At 61.8% G+C, this 18,873-nt stretch carries 18 protein-coding genes and 1 pseudogene; 8 read left to right on the top strand and 11 right to left on the bottom strand.

The features are described 5' to 3' along the window. Window positions 1-107 precede the first annotated feature (107 nt). Window positions 108-773 (top strand): annotated as a pseudogene (locus CRO22_RS17535) (IS5 family transposase); the annotation flags it as partial. A 521-nt stretch (window positions 774-1,294) separates the two neighbouring features. Here the strand turns inward: CRO22_RS17535 and CRO22_RS17530 are convergent. Together CRO22_RS17530 and CRO22_RS17525 are read right to left on the bottom strand one after the other, a co-directional pair. Continuing rightward, window positions 1,295-1,951, bottom strand: a complete 657-nt coding sequence (locus CRO22_RS17530; protein ID WP_097071446.1) for an outer membrane beta-barrel protein — start codon at window positions 1,949-1,951, stop codon at window positions 1,295-1,297. 152 nt (window positions 1,952-2,103) lie between these two features. Continuing rightward, window positions 2,104-2,490, bottom strand: a complete 387-nt coding sequence (locus CRO22_RS17525) for a hypothetical protein (protein WP_097071445.1) — start codon at window positions 2,488-2,490, stop codon at window positions 2,104-2,106. Window positions 2,491-3,144: 654 nt separating this feature from the next. Here CRO22_RS17525 and CRO22_RS17520 point away from each other — a divergent pair. From CRO22_RS17520 to CRO22_RS18715, 5 genes are all read left to right on the top strand, one after another. Further along, a complete protein-coding gene (locus CRO22_RS17520; RefSeq protein WP_097071444.1) occupies window positions 3,145-3,861 on the top strand; it encodes a response regulator transcription factor in 717 nt (238 codons plus the stop codon). Window positions 3,862-3,884: 23 nt separating this feature from the next. After that, window positions 3,885-4,346, top strand: coding sequence for a response regulator (locus CRO22_RS17515; protein WP_097071443.1), 462 nt, complete (start codon window positions 3,885-3,887; stop codon window positions 4,344-4,346). 231 nt (window positions 4,347-4,577) lie between these two features. Beyond that, window positions 4,578-5,045, top strand: a complete 468-nt coding sequence (locus CRO22_RS17510; protein WP_097071442.1) for a hypothetical protein — start codon at window positions 4,578-4,580, stop codon at window positions 5,043-5,045. Between the two features lie 182 nt (window positions 5,046-5,227). Next, window positions 5,228-5,947: a LuxR C-terminal-related transcriptional regulator gene (locus CRO22_RS17505; RefSeq protein WP_097071441.1), complete on the top strand. Its 720-nt coding sequence runs from the start codon at window positions 5,228-5,230 to the stop codon at window positions 5,945-5,947. Window positions 5,948-6,220: 273 nt separating this feature from the next. After that, entirely contained in the window at window positions 6,221-6,418 is a 198-nt protein-coding gene (locus CRO22_RS18715) for a hypothetical protein (protein WP_141399476.1), read from the top strand. A 334-nt stretch (window positions 6,419-6,752) separates the two neighbouring features. Here CRO22_RS18715 and CRO22_RS17500 read toward each other — a convergent pair whose 3' ends face one another. From CRO22_RS17500 to CRO22_RS17485, 4 genes are all read right to left on the bottom strand, one after another. Further along, window positions 6,753-7,877, bottom strand: coding sequence for an MraY family glycosyltransferase (locus tag CRO22_RS17500; protein WP_245861025.1), 1,125 nt, complete (start codon window positions 7,875-7,877; stop codon window positions 6,753-6,755). Window positions 7,878-8,422: 545 nt separating this feature from the next. Then, window positions 8,423-8,647: a hypothetical protein gene (locus tag CRO22_RS17495; protein WP_097071440.1), complete on the bottom strand. Its 225-nt coding sequence runs from the start codon at window positions 8,645-8,647 to the stop codon at window positions 8,423-8,425. Beyond that, window positions 8,635-9,153 carry a transcription termination/antitermination protein NusG gene (gene nusG, locus CRO22_RS17490; protein WP_097071439.1) on the bottom strand — a complete coding sequence of 173 codons (519 nt, stop codon included), beginning with the start codon at window positions 9,151-9,153 and terminating at the stop codon, window positions 8,635-8,637. The genes CRO22_RS17495 and nusG overlap by 13 nt, the downstream gene beginning before the upstream one ends. After that, window positions 9,150-10,073: a glycosyltransferase family 4 protein gene (locus CRO22_RS17485; protein WP_176518690.1), complete on the bottom strand. Its 924-nt coding sequence runs from the start codon at window positions 10,071-10,073 to the stop codon at window positions 9,150-9,152. The genes nusG and CRO22_RS17485 overlap by 4 nt, the downstream gene beginning before the upstream one ends. A 720-nt stretch (window positions 10,074-10,793) precedes the next feature. On the opposite strand from CRO22_RS17485, the gene CRO22_RS17480 reads away from it, so the two are divergent. Then, the gene (locus CRO22_RS17480; protein ID WP_245861024.1) at window positions 10,794-11,246 is read left to right on the top strand and encodes a hypothetical protein; all 453 of its coding nucleotides are present in this window, start codon (window positions 10,794-10,796) and stop codon (window positions 11,244-11,246) included. Between the two features lie 515 nt (window positions 11,247-11,761). On the opposite strand, the gene CRO22_RS17470 is transcribed toward CRO22_RS17480, so the two are convergent. The 5 genes from CRO22_RS17470 to CRO22_RS17450 form a co-directional block, all read right to left on the bottom strand. Continuing rightward, window positions 11,762-12,376 carry a YjbF family lipoprotein gene (locus CRO22_RS17470; protein ID WP_097071435.1) on the bottom strand — a complete coding sequence of 205 codons (615 nt, stop codon included), beginning with the start codon at window positions 12,374-12,376 and terminating at the stop codon, window positions 11,762-11,764. Beyond that, window positions 12,373-14,499, bottom strand: a complete 2,127-nt coding sequence (locus CRO22_RS17465; RefSeq protein ID WP_097071434.1) for a YjbH domain-containing protein — start codon at window positions 14,497-14,499, stop codon at window positions 12,373-12,375. Before CRO22_RS17465 ends, CRO22_RS17470 begins: the two co-directional genes overlap by 4 nt. 138 nt (window positions 14,500-14,637) lie before the next feature. Then, on the bottom strand, window positions 14,638-16,827 hold the full coding sequence (locus tag CRO22_RS17460; RefSeq protein WP_097071433.1) for a polysaccharide biosynthesis tyrosine autokinase: 2,190 nt from the start codon (window positions 16,825-16,827) through the stop codon (window positions 14,638-14,640). A 102-nt stretch (window positions 16,828-16,929) separates the two neighbouring features. Further along, a complete protein-coding gene (locus CRO22_RS17455) occupies window positions 16,930-17,373 on the bottom strand; it encodes a low molecular weight protein-tyrosine-phosphatase (RefSeq protein ID WP_097071432.1) in 444 nt (147 codons plus the stop codon). 5 nt (window positions 17,374-17,378) lie between these two features. Then, window positions 17,379-18,455: a polysaccharide biosynthesis/export family protein gene (locus tag CRO22_RS17450; protein WP_097071431.1), complete on the bottom strand. Its 1,077-nt coding sequence runs from the start codon at window positions 18,453-18,455 to the stop codon at window positions 17,379-17,381. Between the two features lie 274 nt (window positions 18,456-18,729). Here CRO22_RS17450 and CRO22_RS17445 point away from each other — a divergent pair. Beyond that, window positions 18,730-18,873, top strand: a 144-nt coding sequence (locus CRO22_RS17445; RefSeq protein ID WP_141399475.1) for a transposase, incomplete at its 3' end; no start/stop codon positions are given.

The raw sequence follows: 18,873 nt of genomic DNA, 5'->3' as shown, positions 1-18,873 counted from the left end.
TGACGCGGAAGCGTGGCGGCCCGGAGGGACACGCAGCCGCAGAAACTCCCGATCACGGAAGATCCTTCTCGTCGCCTGACTATTTCAGCAACCTGCTAGACTGAGCGGTGCCCGACTACACCACCCTGTGCGGGCGTCAGAAGACATTGGCCGTCCAGATCCCCTATCGGCGTGCCGGAGCGTCCCTGAACCTGCTGGTGGATAGCACCGGGATCAAGTTCTTGGGCGACGGTGAGTGGCAGGCCCGCAAGCACGGCGTTCAAGGCCGACGCCAATGGCGCAAGATTCATCTGGCAATGGATACCGCAACGTCTGACGTTCGGGCGGTGGCGTTTACCTCCAGCAGCGACGGCGACAGTCCGGTCTTGCCAGATCTGTTGGACCAGATCCCCGAGGGCGAGGACATCGGCACGGTGACCGCCGACGGAGCCTATGACACGCGCCGCTGCCACAGCACCATCATCGACCGCGAGGCCACGGCGATCGTACCGGTCCGCAATAAAGCTCGGCCTTGGAAAGCGGACTGCCCGGCTGCGATCGCCCGAAACGAGACCCTGCGTGCCACTCGTTACTACGGCCGGGCGTTCTGGAAACGCTGGACCGGATACCATGTCCGAAGCAGGATCAAGGCAAAGATGCGGTGTCTGAAGGCCTTCGGCGAACGTATCGCCTCAAGAGACCCGGACCGCCAGACCGCCGAAATCCAGATCCGCATCGCCCTGATGAACCGCTTCTCGGCCCTCGGAACGGCTGAAATCGTTCGCGTGGCATGATGCTGACGGGGAAAGGGGCCAGCATGCCTCAGGCGTGAGTTACGCAACAACGCCTCATTACACCAAAAAGTGTACTTCCATATCCACGAAATCGTGGACTCCATCGGATACTTCAGAAGATCCAACTCAAGAAAAGAAAGATCAAAACCCAAAGAAAGATAGAGATCGGAATTCCGAACATGAGCCCCCGAAAAAACAGCATCGCGATGTTTCCTTTCGTTTCTCGCATGTATCCATAAACATGGAAAGTTTTCGAATTTGGCACGCACCAAAATCGCCCTCCAAGACGATCATAACCTTCAATATCCGCCCATTTGCCGGGCGTATATTTCCGCTCAATCCACGTCCTAGTTACACACGATACCGCCACCTCTCAATTTACGACATGAAGTCATTCGTTTTTTTTAATCATCTAAAGATTACGGCGCTCTATCGCGCAAAATACGTCCAGCGATGATGGGCGGCGACAAATGGGGCGGCCTCGGCCGCCCCATTTTCTCTCCCTCCCCCCCCCCGAAACCTCAGAAGGTCATCCCGATGGTGATCAGGCCAACATTGCTCGAAGCATCGAAATCAACCGGCACATTCGGGTTTTGATCGATCATCCAAGAGGTATTCACGGCGTTGTATTCGATGTGCTGCACCTCGATTTGCAGGTAGACCCGCTCATTGAGGAAGGTCTTCACCCCGGCGCCGACGCCCACGCCATGCAGATCACGCGAATAGCTGGCACCACCGCCCTCGCAGATAGCGCAGTCGAGCGTGCCCTTCATCGCGTGATAGCCGAGTTTGCCGAACACCGCGGTGGTGTCGGAAAGCTCGTAGGTCGGTTGCAAGTAGATCGAGTAATGGTCATCGCCACGCACGCGCAGCACCGGATCGGCGACGGTGCCAAGGTCGGTGTCGCCGAAATCGTAGCTCGCTCCGACCGCCAATACGAATTTTGGTGCCACAGAGAAGCCATAGGACATGTCGATCGTAGCAACAGCCGAGGTTTGCCCCAGATCGGCGACGGAGTTGATCGGCAAATTCGCAAGCGCCGGAGAGTCGATGTTCGTCGAAGCACCGGTCAGCGACAGGCCGAGGCCCAAGCTGAATCCATCGAACTTCGAGTCTTCCGCCATCGCGGGGACGGCGCAAAGCGCAACGCCCGCAAGGACTACGGCAAAGAATTTCATGTCAGTCTCCTTTTGCTTGCTTCCGTTCCAATTGAGGCGTTAGCGGAAGCGGGTGAAAAACTCTTGAATTTTGCTTTCGCTTTCCGGGGTCCAAACCTTCAGAAAACAATCTCGTCGGCTTTCGGAGCACGGGTCTCAGCGTTTGCGAAAGGTCAATTCACGAGTCGAACGGGAATGATTTCCGGGCGCTTGGTACCTCCCACGCCGATCTGAGGCGCGCGCTTGCAGATATCCCAACTACCGGTCATCGTCGTGTCGGAGAAATTGTAGGCAAGACCGACGTCGCAGCCCCAAGTGTTGTCGAAATTATAGGTCATCCCGGCTGCAAGTGCCGCAAAATCGCGTTTGTTTGTGGAGAGAACCTTGAGGGAAATACCGGGACTGCGCGGCGCATGGGCGGAACCGAAAGTCCATGTCAAACCGAGAAAGGCACTGACTTCGGTTTTCGTCGTGCCCAGCTTTGGCGCGTCTGAGGCCGCCGCCTGAGCGGCCATGATAAGTGCCGCCACAGCTGCTATCAGCGATTTCACGTTTGCCATGTAGATAATCTCTCACGCGCTCGACCAGCTTGATTCTGTTCCACCATTCGCCCGTGAAGATGTTTCAGCGTCGGGCGTCCGCCAATTGGTGCATCGGGATAGAGAAACTCGTCCTCGCGCGGAAAATAGAAAATAATTAGTCCTCGAAAGATCATTTTCGCCGAAAGTTCGTCGTGGACCTCCAAAGCGAATAGTCATCGCCTGTTTCTGGTCGCTTTCCGGTCACGCAGGTCGATCCTGCTGGCGTTCGGAGGGTCGCAGGGCTTCGCGCTATACTTTTGAGAACCCCACCGCCCTCGGGCCGTTTTGTCGGCCCGCAGGGGCTGGCTTAGCGACACGGTCGAACAAGACGCGATGCGTCCGAATGTCGCAGTCGTGTAAGTATGGGACTAGATGTCGCGCTTCTTAAGACAGCAGGCGCACTCCTTTGGGTCAGCCGGCCCGGTCACGAATCGCAACTTTTGCGCTCCCTGAATCTCAGCCGAAGCTCCGCAATCCTTCGCGCCTCTTCGTTCTCTCCCGCAGCGCCGCCGACCACTCCGAGAAGGTTGAAGGTCTCTTAAGCGGCGTTGAAGCACGCCTCTGGCGGCACCCATAGTTGCACAGATCGAGAGGCTTTCACTCCGGGGGACCGGACGAAGCGGGATGTGAGCGATGATGAATTTTGGGTCGATGGCGGCTGCAGCAGGCGTGGGCCACGCTGCGGGTGCGTGCTTTGATCAGGTCGCGGGCATGGCGCAGGACGCGCAGCGGCAGCGGGGAGAAACAATGGTGCTGATCGCGCACCGCGAGCAGATGGTGATCGACGCGCTGAGTGCCGAACTGGCACTTCAAGCCATGGAGGTGCGCACAGCAACCAGTGCCTCGGAATTGCTGAGCCAGGTCGGACGCGGGAGCGATCTCGATACGGTGATCCTTGACTCTCGACTGTTTGCTACCTCGGGCCTCGATCAGATCCGAAAGCTTGTGGTGCGGCTGGGCAAGACGCCATTGATCCTTTTTGCGGGCACGCTCGAGCCGCGCATCATTGCGCTTTTGCTCAAAGCCGGGGTGCGCGGAATCATCCCCGAAACTCTCCCGCTCAAGGCGATCCCGAGCGTGCTTTATCTGGTCGGGCTTGGTCAGGTGTTCACCGGCGGTTTGAGCCTCGAACCGGCCTTTGACGATCACAGCGGAGCCAACGCCCTCACCGAAGAGGAATATGGCGTACTGCGCCGCGCTGCGGTGGGCGACACCAACAAGGAGATCGCCGCGCAGTTCGACGTGACAGAGGTGCGGGTGAAGATGCTGATGCGCGCAATCTGCCGCAAGATCTCGGCGCGCAATCGAGCCCATGCCTGCATCATTGCCCGTGAACAGGGGCTGCTCTGACGCGCCCACGAAAGGTGTTTGTGATGAACCAGAACCCAACCTGTTGCGCGATCGTGCCCAACCTTGGCGTGGTCCCGATCACCCTTTCAGCGATGCTCGCGCTCGACCGGATCAGTGCGGCGTTGCTGCGCGATCTGGACGCAGTCACAGCAGAACTTCGGCGCGGCGCGAAGTTTGACCTCCTCTTTGTCGATGTCGATGTGCTTGGCGGCGCGCCCGAGGTGAGCATCGCGCTAGCGCGGCTACGGCGCAACTATCCCGAAATCGCGGTGATCGTGCTTTCGGGAGGGATCGAAGATGCTTTCCGCCCTCCCATCGAGGCGGGCTATGATGTGGCGCTGCAGATCCCGGTAAGCGAGGCGGCTCTGGACCTCGCACGGATCCAGGCGCGCGTTAACCGCAGCTTGCGTCGCTTCCCCACCGCACCCGGAGGGGCTGAAGCGAAACTCGTCGTCTCGCATCCCAAAGTCACGGGTGTCCATTAGCACAACTACGCCCGGCTCAGGTCCTGACCGAAGGGCGAGGTCGCGCCGATCCTTCGGCGTATCGCGCCACCTGAAACCACGCAATTTTGCGCCCGATCTTCGCGATCGCTGGGCCGGCACCAGAGAGAGATCTGCCGCTTTGGCGCGAACCAGCGCCCGTCGGCCCCCGATTACACTTCACAACGACGCCACCTGGACCAAGGGCGATCCAGGAGGCACGGAGGAAAAAGAATGGGACGTTTCGAGCAGATTGACGGCATCGTCGCGGGTCTCTTTTCGCGGGTCGAGGAGAAGTTCCTCGAACGAGCGGAGGAGCAGGGCAATATCGTCGCGATTCTTTCGCGGTCCGAGGGGCTGCGCAGCCGCATTGCGGGTTGGCTGCGCGAAATGCCCGCCCTCGTGTGCGAGTACGGGCTCGGTGCGCAGCTCGAAACCCTGCTCGCTGAACGTGGCAGCGAATTGATTTGCCTCGTGATCAACCTGGACGATTACAGCGCCGCAGAGATTGCCCGGCTGGTGGTCGAGTTGCGTGAGAACCACCCTTGGGTCGGCCATGTTTCGATCTCGGCCGCGCCGGGGCGCCATAGTTACTCCCGCTCTGAAAGTTGGCCGTTCGACGTGGCGCTGCATGGCCCGCTGGACCGGGTTTCCCTCAAGCTCGGCGTGGTCTGCGCGGCCGAAATCGCCGCGCAGGATTGACTGCGCGCGCGTCGACTGTGCTCAACTTTGGAGACAACGGATCGAAAACAGCTCGCGCGGGCTGGCTTTTGCACATTTGGGATTTTTCCCAGGCCGATTTAAAAATAAGAGGCTTGGCACCAAAAAAACAGGAAGCCTGTCGATCCGGTTTGGATCGGACTTAGAATCACCGGAGGGGCAGAATGCGCGATGATCCGATGACGCGAGGGAAAATTCTCGTCGCCCATAAAAACAGAATCTTTCTCGATGCACTGACCGCGGCCTGTGCACAATCACGGCTTGAGGTCGCTCCCCTCGACACGGGTGAAGCGATTTTGAGCACGCTCGCCGATACCGACGATTTTGCCGCAATCATCCTTGATTATCATCTGATCGAGGAGGGCGGTATCAGCGCGCTGGAAAGCCTGATCGAAAATCCCGCGGGGCTTCCCGTGCTGATCTTCGGGGGCACCATTCCCGACTGGCTGTTGCGGCTGGCGCTCAACAACGGGCTGATGGGGGTTATCCCCGAAAACATGCGTCTGAGCGCGTTGCCGAGCCTGCTCGATGTCGTGCTCAGCGGGGTGGTCTATGCGGCGCCGCACTGGTTGCGCGAGGCCGATAAATCCGAGCGCGCCACTCGGTTGAGCCCGCGCGAGGACGCCGCCGTATGTCGCGCCTCGGCTGGGCAGACCAATGCACAGATCGCGATTGCGCTGGGTTGCAACTTGGCCACAGTGAAGGGGCTGATGCGCTCAGCGGGCAGAAAATTGGGCGCGGTGTCTCGGGTGCAGACCTGCGTGGCCTATGCAAAAATTGCTGAAATCGCGGGGCCGCGTTCGGTATCGTCGGCAGATCCGACGCCACTTCCGGGCGCCGCCCGACATCTGCGGGAAAACCCCTCCGAGACGCAGCGCGTCTGAATAGAGTTGCCTGAGGCGGTTCCACCAACGGCGTCGGCTTCGAAAAAAGCAGAGGGCTTTCGCCCTCTGCAAGTGAAGCGCAAAGATCGGAGCAAACTCCTAGGACAGTGTCTTGGACTCCCTTTGCGCCGATACGGCAAGCCGGACGGAGCGTCTGCTGCCGCCCGTCACTGTCCATTCTCGGCCCCACGATTGCAACCTTCCCAAGGTGCGGGGCGCGTCTCTATCGCGTATGGCGCAACGAAGGCGCTTTTTGAAGACTGTTCGAAGCCGATGGCCAATCTTCATGCAACAGCTCTCTCTCAACTTCTTCCGCATGCGATATTGGAAGGGGTGCAAGAAGTAAATTTTGCCGTCTTGATTTCGAGACGGCAAAAGAACATGCTCAACATCATTCAAGGATCTGCCAATTACCTCGCTCACACCCAAGCACCACCGAAAGATTATGCTTTCTCGAATTATGAAAAATGATCCAAACGCGCATTGTCATTGTGGCGCGAAAGCCAATATTCATGCGATCATTCACTACCTTGGCTGGAGCAATCAGGTGCGACTTTTCAGATGCAAATCCTGCGGTCACAAGATGCGCTTCGGCGCCAAGTATTTCGGGCGCTGCAACAGCCGCAAGCCCGATTAAATTTCTTCCAACTTCTTCGTATTGGCCGCGCTGATTTTCGGATCGCTCCTTTTCTTCGCCCCGACCATCTGATCACGCGACTCCGAGGCGCGCTCACAACCAACCATTCTCCGCGTGATCGGGAAACGCGCCCTCCCCCAGGGGCGCGTTTCGCTTTTTACAACCTGCTCAGCTGCGATAGCGCGGCGCATAGGCCCTGAGGCCGCGCGGCGCGCCACCCCGCCGCAACGGAGATGCGGACAATAGGGCCACCTTCCGGTATATTCCGAGATAGACCGCCACCACGATACCAAGCGAAACGAAAATCAGCACCGGACTGCTGGCGCACAAAACCATCAGTGCGGTTGAAAGAAGCGGTAGTGTCATTACCAGAAACGCCGAGAGCGCATTGCGCAGCTGCGGTACGCCAAGTCGGGCAGCAAGACTGCGGGCGCGCGAACGGTAGATCAGGCTGTGCAGGTGCAGCCGGTCAGGCTGGCCGGGGTTCGTACCCTCTCGAGCCGCGCGGCGCAGAATCGAAACCAGCGTCTCGGTGACCGGATAGGACAGCGCCAGCAGCCCCACCAAAGGAGAGATTTCGGGATTGCGGGCGGGCAACACCACAGCCACCGCGGCCAGCACGAAGCCCGTGGTATAGGCCCCGGCATCGCCGAGGAAAATCCGCCCCATCGGGAAATTCATCACAAAGAAACCACCAAGCGCGCCGGCGAAACTCAGACAGATCATCAGCATCGTCTTATCGCCGCTTTCCGCTGCAAGCACGCCAAACCCCGTCAGGATGATGATCGAGGTGCCCGCCGCGAGCCCGTTGACTCCGTCGATCAGGTTGATTGCATTTGCGCTCCCTCCCACCGCGAAGGCGGTGAAAAGGATCGCGAAGACGGGAAAGGCGAACAGGATATCGAGCCCGGGCACGCCGACGTGGTTCAGATGGTAGCCCGAGGCGATGCAAAAGATCAGCCCGGCGCCGATCGTAGCCATGAGCCGCGCCCGGACCCCCACACGTTTCGTAATGTCCTCTGCGAGACCGAACATGAAGGCCGGCAGCGCCGAGAGGGCCAAGATCCAGCTCAGCTTCCAAGCCTCGGGCGAGAGCAGCGTGGCTCCGGCCAGCGCGCCTGAGAGCAGAGCGAGGCCACCGACACGGGGCGTGGGGGCCTTGTGCAGTTTTTGCACGCCTGGTTGATTGTCTTCGGTCAGATGGCCGTGGAACCTCTGGGTGAGGATCAGAGCCAACGCCACGAACAGACTGACGAGGAAGGAAACCAGAAAAATCGCAGGCTGCAACATCATGCTCGACCCCTTGCAGAAAAATTAACGGGGTCTCGCGATTGCCATCCGATCTGTGCGGCTAGGCCCTTGACACGACGACCGGCATGCCGGACCACCGTGCCGCACGCGCACGACTCCCGGGAAAACCCTGCTATCGTTCGGCCAAGCGATCCATTGATCCAAGGTGAAGGCGCGGTGGCAATGGAGACTGAACGCGCTTTGGCGAGGGCGCCGCCCCTTAAGGACCAACGGGTTGCTTCCGAGGTGCGCTAGTGCGGATTTCGACACCGATTTAGACCCCATGATCGTGCCTGAGCTAACTGGGTCGGCGATCTCTCCCGCGCCATTCATCGTTCGAGGGTTGCGCCAGATTGGCTGACGCCGAGCCTCATGTTTGCATGCCCCTTCGATGCAAGTACTTTTTGCACCTTTAACCGCCCCGGTGTTGATTTGTACGCAGAACTGACCCGGGTGCCGCCAGTAAGCGCTGGCCTGGGCATTTTCACCCCGCACAGAACGATGATCCTGTCCACCCGCGCCAGCGGCGGATCGCCGGGATAGTGGCGCTACAGCGATTGCAGCAGCGGATCGCGGAGCGGCAGCAACGCCGGCGCGAAGATCGACGCCGCCAGCAGCGCGGCGGTGCGCAAGGCCGCACGCACCCTGCCCCGGCGCAGCGCCAGAATGACAAAGAGCGCGAAAAAGACCAGCCAAGTCGCGACCCGCAGCAGCGCGCCGACGGATTTGCCGAGCACGAAGATGGCCACGTCCGCGATGCTCAGATCGGACATACCTGCCCCGCGCCAAGTTGCATTCGGGTGCGATTGCCCATCAGGTCGATCAACACCCAGATCCGCTGATCGGAGGCGAGACTCTCGACCTCGGCGACGAAATCGGCGAAGGGACCGGTCTGCAATCGCACCCGGTCACCGGGCACGAGCGATCGGGCATCGGTGGGCAAGAGCTTGCCGTCATCATCGCAGCGCCGGATCAGCCCAGAGACGAGTTCGGACGGCACGGGGGCGGGCGCGTTGCCGAAGCTCACGAGGCGGGCAACCCCTTGGGTGGAGTTGATGGAGCGCCAATGGCCGCGCGCCGGGTCGAAGGCCACGAAGAGATAGCCGGGAAACAGGGGCCGGGTGACATCGACGAACTTGCCGCCGCGCTTGCGCGTTTCCGGCTCGAGCGGCAGAAAGGTGCGAAACCCCTGTCGATGAAGGTTGCGCTCGGCGATCGCCGCGCTGTTCGGTTTCAGTTGCGCCAGGAACCAAGCGCCGTGGCGGTCGTAATAGCTCATCGTGCCGCCTCCCCGGACCGCGCGCCGGCCGCGCGGATGACATCCGCGATCGCCCGACGATAGGCGGCCTCGATCAGGGTGCGCGGGGCGCCCTCGCGATAGGAGGGCAGCACCACGCAGTTGGCCTCGGAAATGGAGGTTCGCACGTCGTCGGTCGTTCCCAGATGCTCGACCACCCCTTCGGCCAGCCAGGCATTCAGGGTGCTCGCGTCGATCGCACTGCGGTTCTCAGCATCGGCCGCGCCCAGAAGCTGGAACCGGGCATCGGGATGCACCGCACGCACCCTGCGCGCGGCCTCAACAAATTCGACCACGCCCTTGTCGCGCAACAGCCGCGCGATCAGCAGGAACCGCGGTGGTCGGCCGGGATCGGCCGCGGGGGTGACCGCGAGACGCACAAGGTCGATGCCCGAGCCGGGCAGCACCCGCGCCTGCTCGGGCGAAATCAGACCGCGCGTCACGAACAGGTCGTGATCGTCGGGATTCTGGCAGAACACCACCGGCGGGCGCGCGAAGGCACGGCGATACATTACCTCGACCAGCCGCTGCAACGTCCCGCCCGACAGGAAGACCATGCCCAGACCGCTGACATTGGGGACGAAGGGAATGCCGAGCCATTTCGCCGCCACCGCCCCGAAAATGTTGTTCTTGATCGTGTAGCTCAGGATCACATCGGGGCGTTCGCGGCGAAACTGCCGCCAGAACTGCCCCAACAGCGCCAGATCGCGCAACGGGTTGAGGCCCCTCACGTCGATATCGAGCGGAAGCACACGACACCCCATCGCACGCAGCGGCGCGACGGCATCGTCGAACGGGGCGAGAACCATCAAACCATGCCCCGCACGCAACAGATCGCTCACGACCGTACGGCGGAAACTCCAGATGTTCCAGGAAGCATTGACTGTCAGCAAGATCTTCATGGCAAAAGTGTCGGCTCTCGAAGCTGCATATCTGGACCGCGAATAAACTCGAAAAGCCGACTTACGCCGTCTGGAGCCGACGCGCAGCGAACGATGAGCAGCCTCGCTGTCTCGAATTAGCATTGACCGCGCGCGCGACGTAGGGATCTCTCCCGCAACCTACGCGCGCGATAGCGCCAAGGTGAGACCTCAAGGGCAACGCCTCACCAAAGATAAGAACTCGTGGAAAAACGGGACACGTCCTACCTGATCAGATTCTCTCGCTCGCTGCGTCAAGGCCCCGAGTTTCCCCACCGGTTTGGGGAGAAACCGGAGCCTCGGTCATCGGCGGCTGATCCTCGACCAGCCCGAGTCGGGCGTTCACAAGCATCCAGAGGATGGCACAAAGCGGAAAGACGAGAAGCGCCATCATCGGCTCTACCTCCAGAGGCAACTGTAATCAGTATCTTGGCTGGGATTCCTTAACGCAATGTTAATATGCGTTAATCAGTGGAAGCTTCGGTTGGCAACTCGGTTCCGAGCGCAATAGGTCGAGTTTGAGGCAATCTTCGTCCCCCGGCCGGGGCGCGAAAACCACTCCTTAAGACCCCTGGCCTTTGATGGTCCCCGGGTGTCGGGGAAGCATGATGGATGGAGCCATCCCCCGACGTGTAATCGGAACGAAGGGGAAATCTCATGCTTGAACTGGCAACCCGTTTGCGGGTTAGGATGCGTACGGGCATGTGTCAGGCCAAGCGATTGGCTGCTTGGGCGGTGCTGGTCGGCCTTGCGACCGGTGCCGCCGAGGCGCAGCAGATCTATCTGGCAGCCAATACACTGATCGTTAGCGCCGATGGCGGCGGTTATCTCGCGCGACGCAGCGACCGCATCGCGCAGATGCGCGCCACCGGGCAGCGGGTAGAGATCCGTGGCACCTGCATCTCGGCCTGCACGATGTATCTGAGCCTTCCCAATGTCTGTGTCACCCCTAGTGCCGTGCTGGGATTCCATGGACCGAGCGAAAACGGGCGACCGCTGCCACCGCGCGACTTCGAATACTGGTCGCAGGTGATGGCCGCGAACTACGCCGAGCCGCTGCGGTCGTGGTTCCTGAGCACCGCGCGTTACAACACCTCGGGCTATTACCAGATCAGCGGCGCGCAACTGATCCGGATGGGCTATCAACAGTGCTGAGACCGGCTAGGACTAGGAAGCGAAGACAGGACGCGCGGGCAATCGCCCGACCGTCCTGAAAGCACGCGCCCTGACCGCGTATCGCGCGGGGTTATTGCGTGTCGGTGGTGGCCCCGCCGCCGCCGCCGCCGGCCACCGCCGCTGCCACAACCCCAGCCGCAGCCACACCGCCCAGAGCGCCAAGGCCCCCGAGCAGCGGGAAGAAACCTGTCGCTTCTGTGGTCACGCCCGCAGCGGCAGCGGCGCCTGCGGCCCCCCCTGCCCCGCCGGCAGCCCCACCTGCCGCAGCCGGCGTCGGCGGCGGCGCAGGTTTGCGGAAGATTTTCGGGAAAGAGGTCGGCGACCCCGGAGCCTGTTGAGCCTCGGCCGCAAACGGCAAGGCGCAAAGGAGACATGTGATAACAGTTTTCTTCATGGTATTCTCCCGTAGATTTCGACCTGATCAACACAACTCAGGGCTTCTCCTAGCCGCCCCCGCGCATCGGGATCGGCCCTCTTCTCTTGAACGATCGGCCTCAGCCTCCCTGCTGGGCGGTCACGCTGATCGGCAGGCTGAACGGGCCGATCTCGATATAGCCAAGCTCTGGCGAGAGCCATTGCCGCGACGTCACCACCCGCCCCGCGCCGTCGAGCAGATAGATGTTGGTGTAGCTATTGCCACGTGCCTTGCAGCTTTCTTCGAAACGCCGCAGCCCCTCCCCGGTACCCGCCGCCCGCATCGAGCAGCCCGCCGTCAGCCAGGTCGAGTGGTTGTCGCCGGTCAGATAGCGCATCTTGCGGCGATAGATCTCGGAGACCTGCCCCGCCAGCGCGGCGCGGGTGGGGTCGGCATCGGCCCCCATCAGATCGAAGCCAAGCCCGCGGCTCGCCACCAGAACGCCTCGGTCGAAAGAAAGCGTGATCCGGTCGACGGTCTGCCAAGAGGTGACTGTGCCGTTCTGCCCCACCGGGCGCAGCACCGCGGTGACGTTGCGGGCGGGGATCTGCGCGCTGATTAGCGGCGCGGTCAGGAAGGGTTCGGCCGCGGCGGTCATCTCGGCTTGTTGTGTCGCCGAGGGCGCGCAACCCGCGACAAGCGCGGCGCAAACCAGAAACGCAACGGCGGGGAGGGAAAGCGGTTGTCGCTTCATTTCCAGAACCGCCCCCAGGATGCGTCGAAAGCGGAGGCATGCTGACCGCGCACGGTTTCGTAGAGCCGCCCCGGCACATAAAGTCGCGCACCGCCATCGCGCTGCACCGGGCGGATGGTGGTGGTGATCGCCTTGCGCTGCGGCTTGCCGATGATCCAGTCGATCGGGATCGTCAGGGTTATGCCCTTGTCAAACGAGCCCTCGCCGAATGTCGTCGCCGAAACATTGGTGAGGGTAGCGAATGTGGCGACCTTCCAGCCATTGTCGAATTCGCGCGCCAGCGTCAACGTGGCGCCAGTGTCATCCGCCAGATACCGGCCGATATCGAGTTGGCCGCTGTAGCCGTTGTTGAACTGGTAATAGGCCGACAGATGCCCGGTCGCCACGTCATAGGCTCGGAAGCCGAACATCTTGTCGAAGGAGCGCTGCTTGACCCAGTTCACCTCGGCCCCAAGCGCGAGCCGGCTGTTTTGCGGCTTCCAGAGCAGTTCGCTCGACACCCCGCCATACATCCGCTCGAGCAGGCCAACGGTGACGCGCCCGTAAAGATCGGCGCCGGGGCGGAAGTAATAGGCGGCGGTGAGTTCGGTCAGCGCCGTATCGCTGCCCTTGTAGTAAAGATAGCCGTCCGAGCGCACATGCGGCAGCACCGAGGTCGAAGGCCGGATGGTCTGGTCGAGGTTGCCGACCGCCTTCTGTTGCAGCCAGCCCGAAAACACCAGCCCCGCCATCGGCTCGAAGCGCATCGTCGCCGCTACCCCCAGATCGGCGCGCATCGGCGCATCGGGGTCGAACAGGCTCGGGGTCAGATAGGGCTCGAAGCCGTATCTGAACTTCGGATAGCGCCCGGCATTGTCGGCCAGCGCTTCGGGGGCATTGGTGATCCGGCTGCGCGCGCGCATCAGGTCGGAGGCGACGGAGTCGAATTCCAGCGCCTCCATGTCGGCCCGGCGCAGCAGCACCGACGAGACCGGCATGCCGTTTGCGCTGAGGCGGACGTCGAACCGCTCTACAGCGACCGGGGCGATGTGCGTCAGCACCCGCGCCGCGCGCCCAACCGCCTGCGAAGAGATCGCATAGCGATCGTTGGCGATCTGGATGCGCAACGTGGTGCCGTCGCGCTCGAGCCCCTCAAGCGCCAGCCCCTCTGCGGCCAGCGCGCTGCGGGCGGAGGCGATCAGGTCAGGCGCCTCGATCCCAAGGGCCGGCCCGGCCAGCGCGGCGCGGGGCACCACCGGCGGCGGCGCGGCATCGAGCCCAGAGCCGTTTGGGGGGTGTTTGGGGTTGAAGGAATAAGTGAATTGCACCCCGATCTCGGAGCCGTAAAGATAGCGCGCCGACATGGTAGTGCGCTCGCTGTAGCGGTAATCGACGCCGAAGTTGAAGGGCGATTTGTGGGAGAAGGCTTGATCCTCGCGGGAGTAATCGTCCGAGGAATATTCGGCGATCAGGCGCCAGCGGTCGTTGGGCCGCCATTCCACCCCGCCGAACAAGGCCGCGTCGCCGCGAAACCAGGCCGAGGGTTGAAAAGTTCCACCCATGCCACCAGCCGGGGCGGGGCGCGTCTTGAACGAACTCGCCAAGGCGCCAAGCGGGTTGGAGAAACCGCCAAAGGAGCCGAGCCGCCCCCACCCCAGCCCGAGCGAAGCCCGGACCTTGGGCGAGAAGGTTTTCGTGGCCACCACATATTCGCCGGCATAGATGCCGGTGCCGACGAGGTCATTGAGCCCCACCGCAGCGGCGGGCATGCAGTTCGCCTCGTCGATGAAGCGATACTGCACCGAGAAACTGCGGTCGTAATAGTTGCTCGCGACCGAGCCGAAATTGGGCCGGATGTCGTGCATCAACGCATAGCGGAACGAGGCCGAGAGCCGGTCGGAGATCTGGAAGGTGAAGGTATTTCGGGTCTGGCCGGCAAAATGGCTCGAACTAAGGCCGATCTCGGCATCCTCGCGCCCGAGCGCCGAGGGCATGTCTATAATGCCGGGGATGCCGTAGCTGTTGTAGCCCCAGCCGAGACCGCGCTCCTGCGCGCCAACGCCGCCCGCGGCAAGAAAAATCCCGCACAGCCCTGCAAGGGCGGGAACGGTCGTCAACCTAATGGTTTGGCTTTTCTGTGCCATCGTTCCCTTGCCTTCTCTGTGAGCCCTCAAAAACTCTTGGAACCTTGCAGGGATCGCAAGATCTAGGCGACCAGAAGCAGATTGCCCGACCGCGGCACGACAAAACTTGGCGGCATCGCCTGAACCTGCCCCGCATGCTCACTTTCCATCTGTCCGGTATTCGTAGCGGTGGTTGTAGTAGTGATAGGCGCCGCCATATCGCGTTCCCTCCTCGACCTTGTAGCCGTTGAGTATCGCCCCGGTGACTTTGCTTCCCGCTGTCTCGAAGGCGCGTTTCACCGCCTCGAGCTCGCCCGTCATGGTCTCGAGATGCCGAGCCACGAAAATTCGTGCCCCTGCATAGCGCCCGATCACCACCGGGTCGGTCACCGCCAGTGCCGGCGGGCTATCGATTATCACCAGATCGAACTCCGCGCTGAGCGTCTTGAGTAGCTCATCGAACTCGGCCCGCATCAATAGTTCCGAGGGGTTGGGCGGGAACCTGCCCGAAGTTAGCACCCGGATCCCCTCGACCGGACCGTCTAACATAACCTCCTGCAGGCTCATCTCTTGGGCCAGATATTCGGAAAGGCCGGGGGTGTTCTTGTCCTTGCCCAGATAACGACGCAAGTAGCCCTGACGCAGGTCGGCATCGATCAGGCAGACCCGTTGCCCAGCCTGCGCCGCGACGACGGCGAAATTGACCGAGATGAAGGTCTTACCCGCTCTCGGCGCCGCCGAGGTGAAGAGAACGGTCTTGGTAGTCGCGTCGAGCATGCCGAAATGCAGCGAGGTGCGCAGGCTGCGCAGCGCCTCGACCACCAGATCCTCGGGCTTGGTAAGCGCCATGATCGGCAAACGGCCCTTCTGACGGAGATGGTTTGCCGCTTCGGGCGAGAAGTTCACCGTGGCGAAGACCGGCAGGCCCAGTTCCTCGATGTCCTGCCCGCCGCGGATGCCACGCCGCAGCATTCGCCGCCCAAGCACGAACCCAGCGCCAAGCACCAGCCCCGCAAAAAGGTGGATCGCCATAATCTTGCTCGAGCGGGGCTCGATCTTGCGCCCGTTCGAATAGGCGGTGTCGATGACGCGCACCGAGCCGACCGTCGAGGCCTGCACCACCCGCAATTCCTGCTGGCGGTTGAGAAGCTGCACATAAACCTGCTGCGCCACTTCCAGATTGCGCGTCAGGTTGAAGATCTCCTTCTGCGTTTCTGGCAGGTCAGAGGTCGATTTGCGCAGATCGGCCAGCTGCGCCTCAAGCGTGGCGCGGTTTTGCAGCAAAGCCTGATAGAGCGGGTGCTGCACCGTGTATCGGTCCTTCAGCTCCTCTTCCTTGAGCGAAAGCGCGTTAAGCTCGGTCTCGATCCGGGTCGCGCGATCGAGCAGGCTCTTGGTTTCGTAATCGACATCAACCGAGTGTTGCGACTGCCGATAGGCGTTGAGCGCGTCTTGCGCCTCTTTCACCGCGTTCTCCGCACGTGGCAGCTGCTCGTCGATGAATTTGAGACTGCTGCGCGCCTCCGCGGCGCTGCGGGCGATGTTCTGACTGACATAGGCCTGCGAGATCGCATCGAGAATCCGCTCCGCCCGGCGCGGCGAGGGGTCATTATAGGTGACCCGCAGGATCGAAGACCCTTTCGGCGCTTCGGATACCGAGAAATTCGCCTGCAACCGCGCCACTTCCGCGGCGCGCGCGCGCCGGACCAGCAGGAACTCGCGCCCCGCGGGACCGTCGAGATCATCGACAAGGATTGACACCGCGGCATCAACCCGCGTCAGCCGCTGGCGCGCCTGGCCTTCAAGCATGTTGCCATCGGGCAATGTCAGCCGAAAGGTGTTAGGCCCGGTGATCCGGAGCACCAGTTCAGCACCAATCCAGGCTTCTGGAATCTCGAGTTCACTCACTGAGATCGATTCATTGCCATGTTGGCGCGCCGAAAACAGGTGATCCGGAACTCCGAGCCTGACCGGCAGCATCCCTAGGAACGGCCAAGGCCGCGGGCGTGCCTCGATGTCGAGCCCGAGCCCCTGCACCACCTCGCCCATCACCATCCGCGAGCCCATGATCGCCATCTCGGCAGCGCCTGCGGATTTCCCGCCGTCGCCGCCGAGCAATTCCTGCATCCCTTCGGGCAACGCCAACGCCCCCGATTTTTCCTCGAGTTGCAGTAGACCACTTGCTTGATAGATCGGCGTCGCCTTGAGAACGGAAAACGCCCCGAGTGCCAGCGCCACAGTAGTGATGCGTACAATCCACAGCTTGCCAGCCCACAGATGGCCCGCCAGTTCCATCAGATCGATGCCGTCGTCGGGCTTTTGCGCCGGACCGGGGACGGTATTCGTCATGTCAATTCCTTGTAAAGCATTGGCTCCCCTCGGCTCGCACCACTTCACCCCATCAGCCCCTGCACCTAGCCTCACCAACACCAGATCAAACCAGACCGGCCCTCAAACCCTTGCGCCCCCCAGACGCACGATCCAGGGCTCGGCCGCCGCCACGATCCGCTCGCGCGCCGCCAGATGCGCCGCTCGCGGCTTGCCATAGGGATCAGCTACGCCCTGCCCGCCAGTCCAATGATCGAACAACATCACCCGCCCCGACAGCGCCGGATGGCGCCGAAATATCTCGGCCCGATGCCCCGGCTCCATCACCAAAACCAGATCATGCGCCGCACCGATCGCGGCGGTTAACTGCCGCGCAATGTGGCCGGAAAGGTCCACCCCGATCTCGGAGGCCACCGCTGCGGTATCTTCGTCCACGCCGTGTCCCACCGCCGCCGCCAGCCCCGCCGAAGAAAACCGCAGACTAGGCAAGGCACGCGCCATTACCCTCTCACCCAACGGCGAGCGACAGATATTTCCCACGCAGACCACCAGAACAGAATTGAACATCTGCTTCAGAACGCTCCAAGATCGCCAGTCCTCTGCACCACCGTCATCGTCGGCAACAGGTTCGAGATCAGTCGGTTCCAGCGATAGATCGGCGCCGAGGTGACATAGATCACGTCTTGCGGCAGCACCACGAACTTGGTTCCAATCAGATAGGCGGTCGGGTTCGAGGCGTCGAGTTGGTAGACGGTGATCCCCATAGGCTCATCGCGGAACACGAAGATGCCGCGCGCATCGGCGCTTTGTTCCCTGAGCCCGCCGACCCGGGTCACCGCCTGCGTCAGGGTGATATTCGCGCGCGTCAGGTCGATCGTCGAGGGCTTCACGATCTGCCCCAGCAGATAGGCCTCCTGCACCTCCTGACGTGCCACCGACACCACATCGCCGGGCCGCAACACCGGGTTGTTCGCCCCCACCCCCTGTTCGAGGAAGGCCAGCATGTCGACCACATGGCCGCGCCCGCCGCGCCGGATCGTCACCGCACGCGGATCGGCATTCTCGGTCAGCCCGCCCGCCGCGTCGATCGCATCGAGCAGCGTCAAAGGCACATCGGTCAGCGGCTGTCGGCTCGGGTTGCCCACCTCGCCCGTCACGGAAACCGACTGGCTCTTATAGCTCGCCACCCGCACCTCGACCTGCGGCTCGGGCACATAGGCCTCCAGCCGCATCATCAGATCGTCGCGGATCTCTTCGGGGGTCTTGCCGCGCGCGGGCACCTGGCCCACGTAGGGAAAGAAAAACGTGCCGTCTGCCTGCACCCGCTGCCCGGCCTGCTCGACCGAGCGGCCCTGATTGGCCTGCTGCGACAGTTCGGGATGGTCGAACACGCTGATGTCGAGCACATCGCCCACACCCACGCGATAATTCCACCCGCTCGACGCCAGCGAGGCACGCGATCCGCCCAGATTGCGCGGCGTATTGAAGGCGTCGATATTGTCGGCGGTCAGCTTGACGATCACCACATTGGTCGACATTTCCTCGACCTCGGAGCGCATCGCCTCGGTCCGGACCGGAAAATCGGTGTTGGTCACATCGCAGGCGCCCAGAAGCAGCCCCGACGACACCAATATCAACACGATCCGCATTCAGTCCCCATTTCCTGCCGAAAAGCAGTGAGGGGAAGGTTACGCGACGTACATCGCGTTTCCAAATGCGCTGACGTACCCGAGAAGCGCGCGAAAGTTAATCATGTCCGCCAATATGGAAAGTTCGCTCTTTTGATCTCAGCGGTTTCTTGACATGAGCCAAGTGGTTTTCGGCCTCGGTTATGCCGCTAGCGCCTCGGGACTCGACTAGGGTCAGGATGCATTGATTTCAGTTGCGCTGCGTGATTCACGCCTCCGAAAACGGAGCGATGACATGAGCGATCTCTTCTGGCTGACCGACGCGCAGATAGCGCGTCTGGCTCCCTTCTTTCCCAAATCACACGGGAAGCCTCGGGTTGATGACAGGCGGGTGTTGAGCGGGATTATCTTCATCAATCGCAATGGCTTGCGTTGGCGT

Origin of the sequence: Rhodobacter maris, from assembly GCF_900217815.1 — a bacterium.
Lineage (GTDB): Bacteria > Pseudomonadota > Alphaproteobacteria > Rhodobacterales > Rhodobacteraceae > Rhodobacter > Rhodobacter maris.
This window is presented reverse-complemented; position numbering and strand designations above follow the sequence as displayed.

Bases quoted from the DNA above. Each gene is read 5' to 3' on its own strand.
- CRO22_RS17470 (WP_097071435.1), bottom strand. From the start codon at position 12,376: ATGAAGCGACAACCGCTTTCCCTCCCCGCCGTTGCGTTTCTGGTTTGC.
- CRO22_RS17480 (WP_245861024.1), top strand. From the start codon at position 10,794: ATGTGTCAGGCCAAGCGATTGGCTGCTTGGGCGGTGCTGGTCGGCCTT.
- CRO22_RS17520 (WP_097071444.1), top strand. From the start codon at position 3,145: ATGATGAATTTTGGGTCGATGGCGGCTGCAGCAGGCGTGGGCCACGCT.
- CRO22_RS17485 (WP_176518690.1), bottom strand. From the start codon at position 10,073: ATGAAGATCTTGCTGACAGTCAATGCTTCCTGGAACATCTGGAGTTTC.
- CRO22_RS17450 (WP_097071431.1), bottom strand. From the start codon at position 18,455: ATGCGGATCGTGTTGATATTGGTGTCGTCGGGGCTGCTTCTGGGCGCC.
- nusG (WP_097071439.1), bottom strand. From the start codon at position 9,153: ATGAGCTATTACGACCGCCACGGCGCTTGGTTCCTGGCGCAACTGAAA.
- CRO22_RS17515 (WP_097071443.1), top strand. From the start codon at position 3,885: ATGAACCAGAACCCAACCTGTTGCGCGATCGTGCCCAACCTTGGCGTG.
- CRO22_RS17525 (WP_097071445.1), bottom strand. From the start codon at position 2,490: ATGGCAAACGTGAAATCGCTGATAGCAGCTGTGGCGGCACTTATCATG.
- CRO22_RS17460 (WP_097071433.1), bottom strand. From the start codon at position 16,827: ATGACGAATACCGTCCCCGGTCCGGCGCAAAAGCCCGACGACGGCATC.
- CRO22_RS18715 (WP_141399476.1), top strand. From the start codon at position 6,221: ATGGCCAATCTTCATGCAACAGCTCTCTCTCAACTTCTTCCGCATGCG.
- CRO22_RS17530 (WP_097071446.1), bottom strand. From the start codon at position 1,951: ATGAAATTCTTTGCCGTAGTCCTTGCGGGCGTTGCGCTTTGCGCCGTC.
- CRO22_RS17510 (WP_097071442.1), top strand. From the start codon at position 4,578: ATGGGACGTTTCGAGCAGATTGACGGCATCGTCGCGGGTCTCTTTTCG.
- CRO22_RS17500 (WP_245861025.1), bottom strand. From the start codon at position 7,877: ATGATGTTGCAGCCTGCGATTTTTCTGGTTTCCTTCCTCGTCAGTCTG.
- CRO22_RS17465 (WP_097071434.1), bottom strand. From the start codon at position 14,499: ATGGCACAGAAAAGCCAAACCATTAGGTTGACGACCGTTCCCGCCCTT.
- CRO22_RS17505 (WP_097071441.1), top strand. From the start codon at position 5,228: ATGCGCGATGATCCGATGACGCGAGGGAAAATTCTCGTCGCCCATAAA.
- CRO22_RS17495 (WP_097071440.1), bottom strand. From the start codon at position 8,647: ATGTCCGATCTGAGCATCGCGGACGTGGCCATCTTCGTGCTCGGCAAA.
- CRO22_RS17455 (WP_097071432.1), bottom strand. From the start codon at position 17,373: ATGTTCAATTCTGTTCTGGTGGTCTGCGTGGGAAATATCTGTCGCTCG.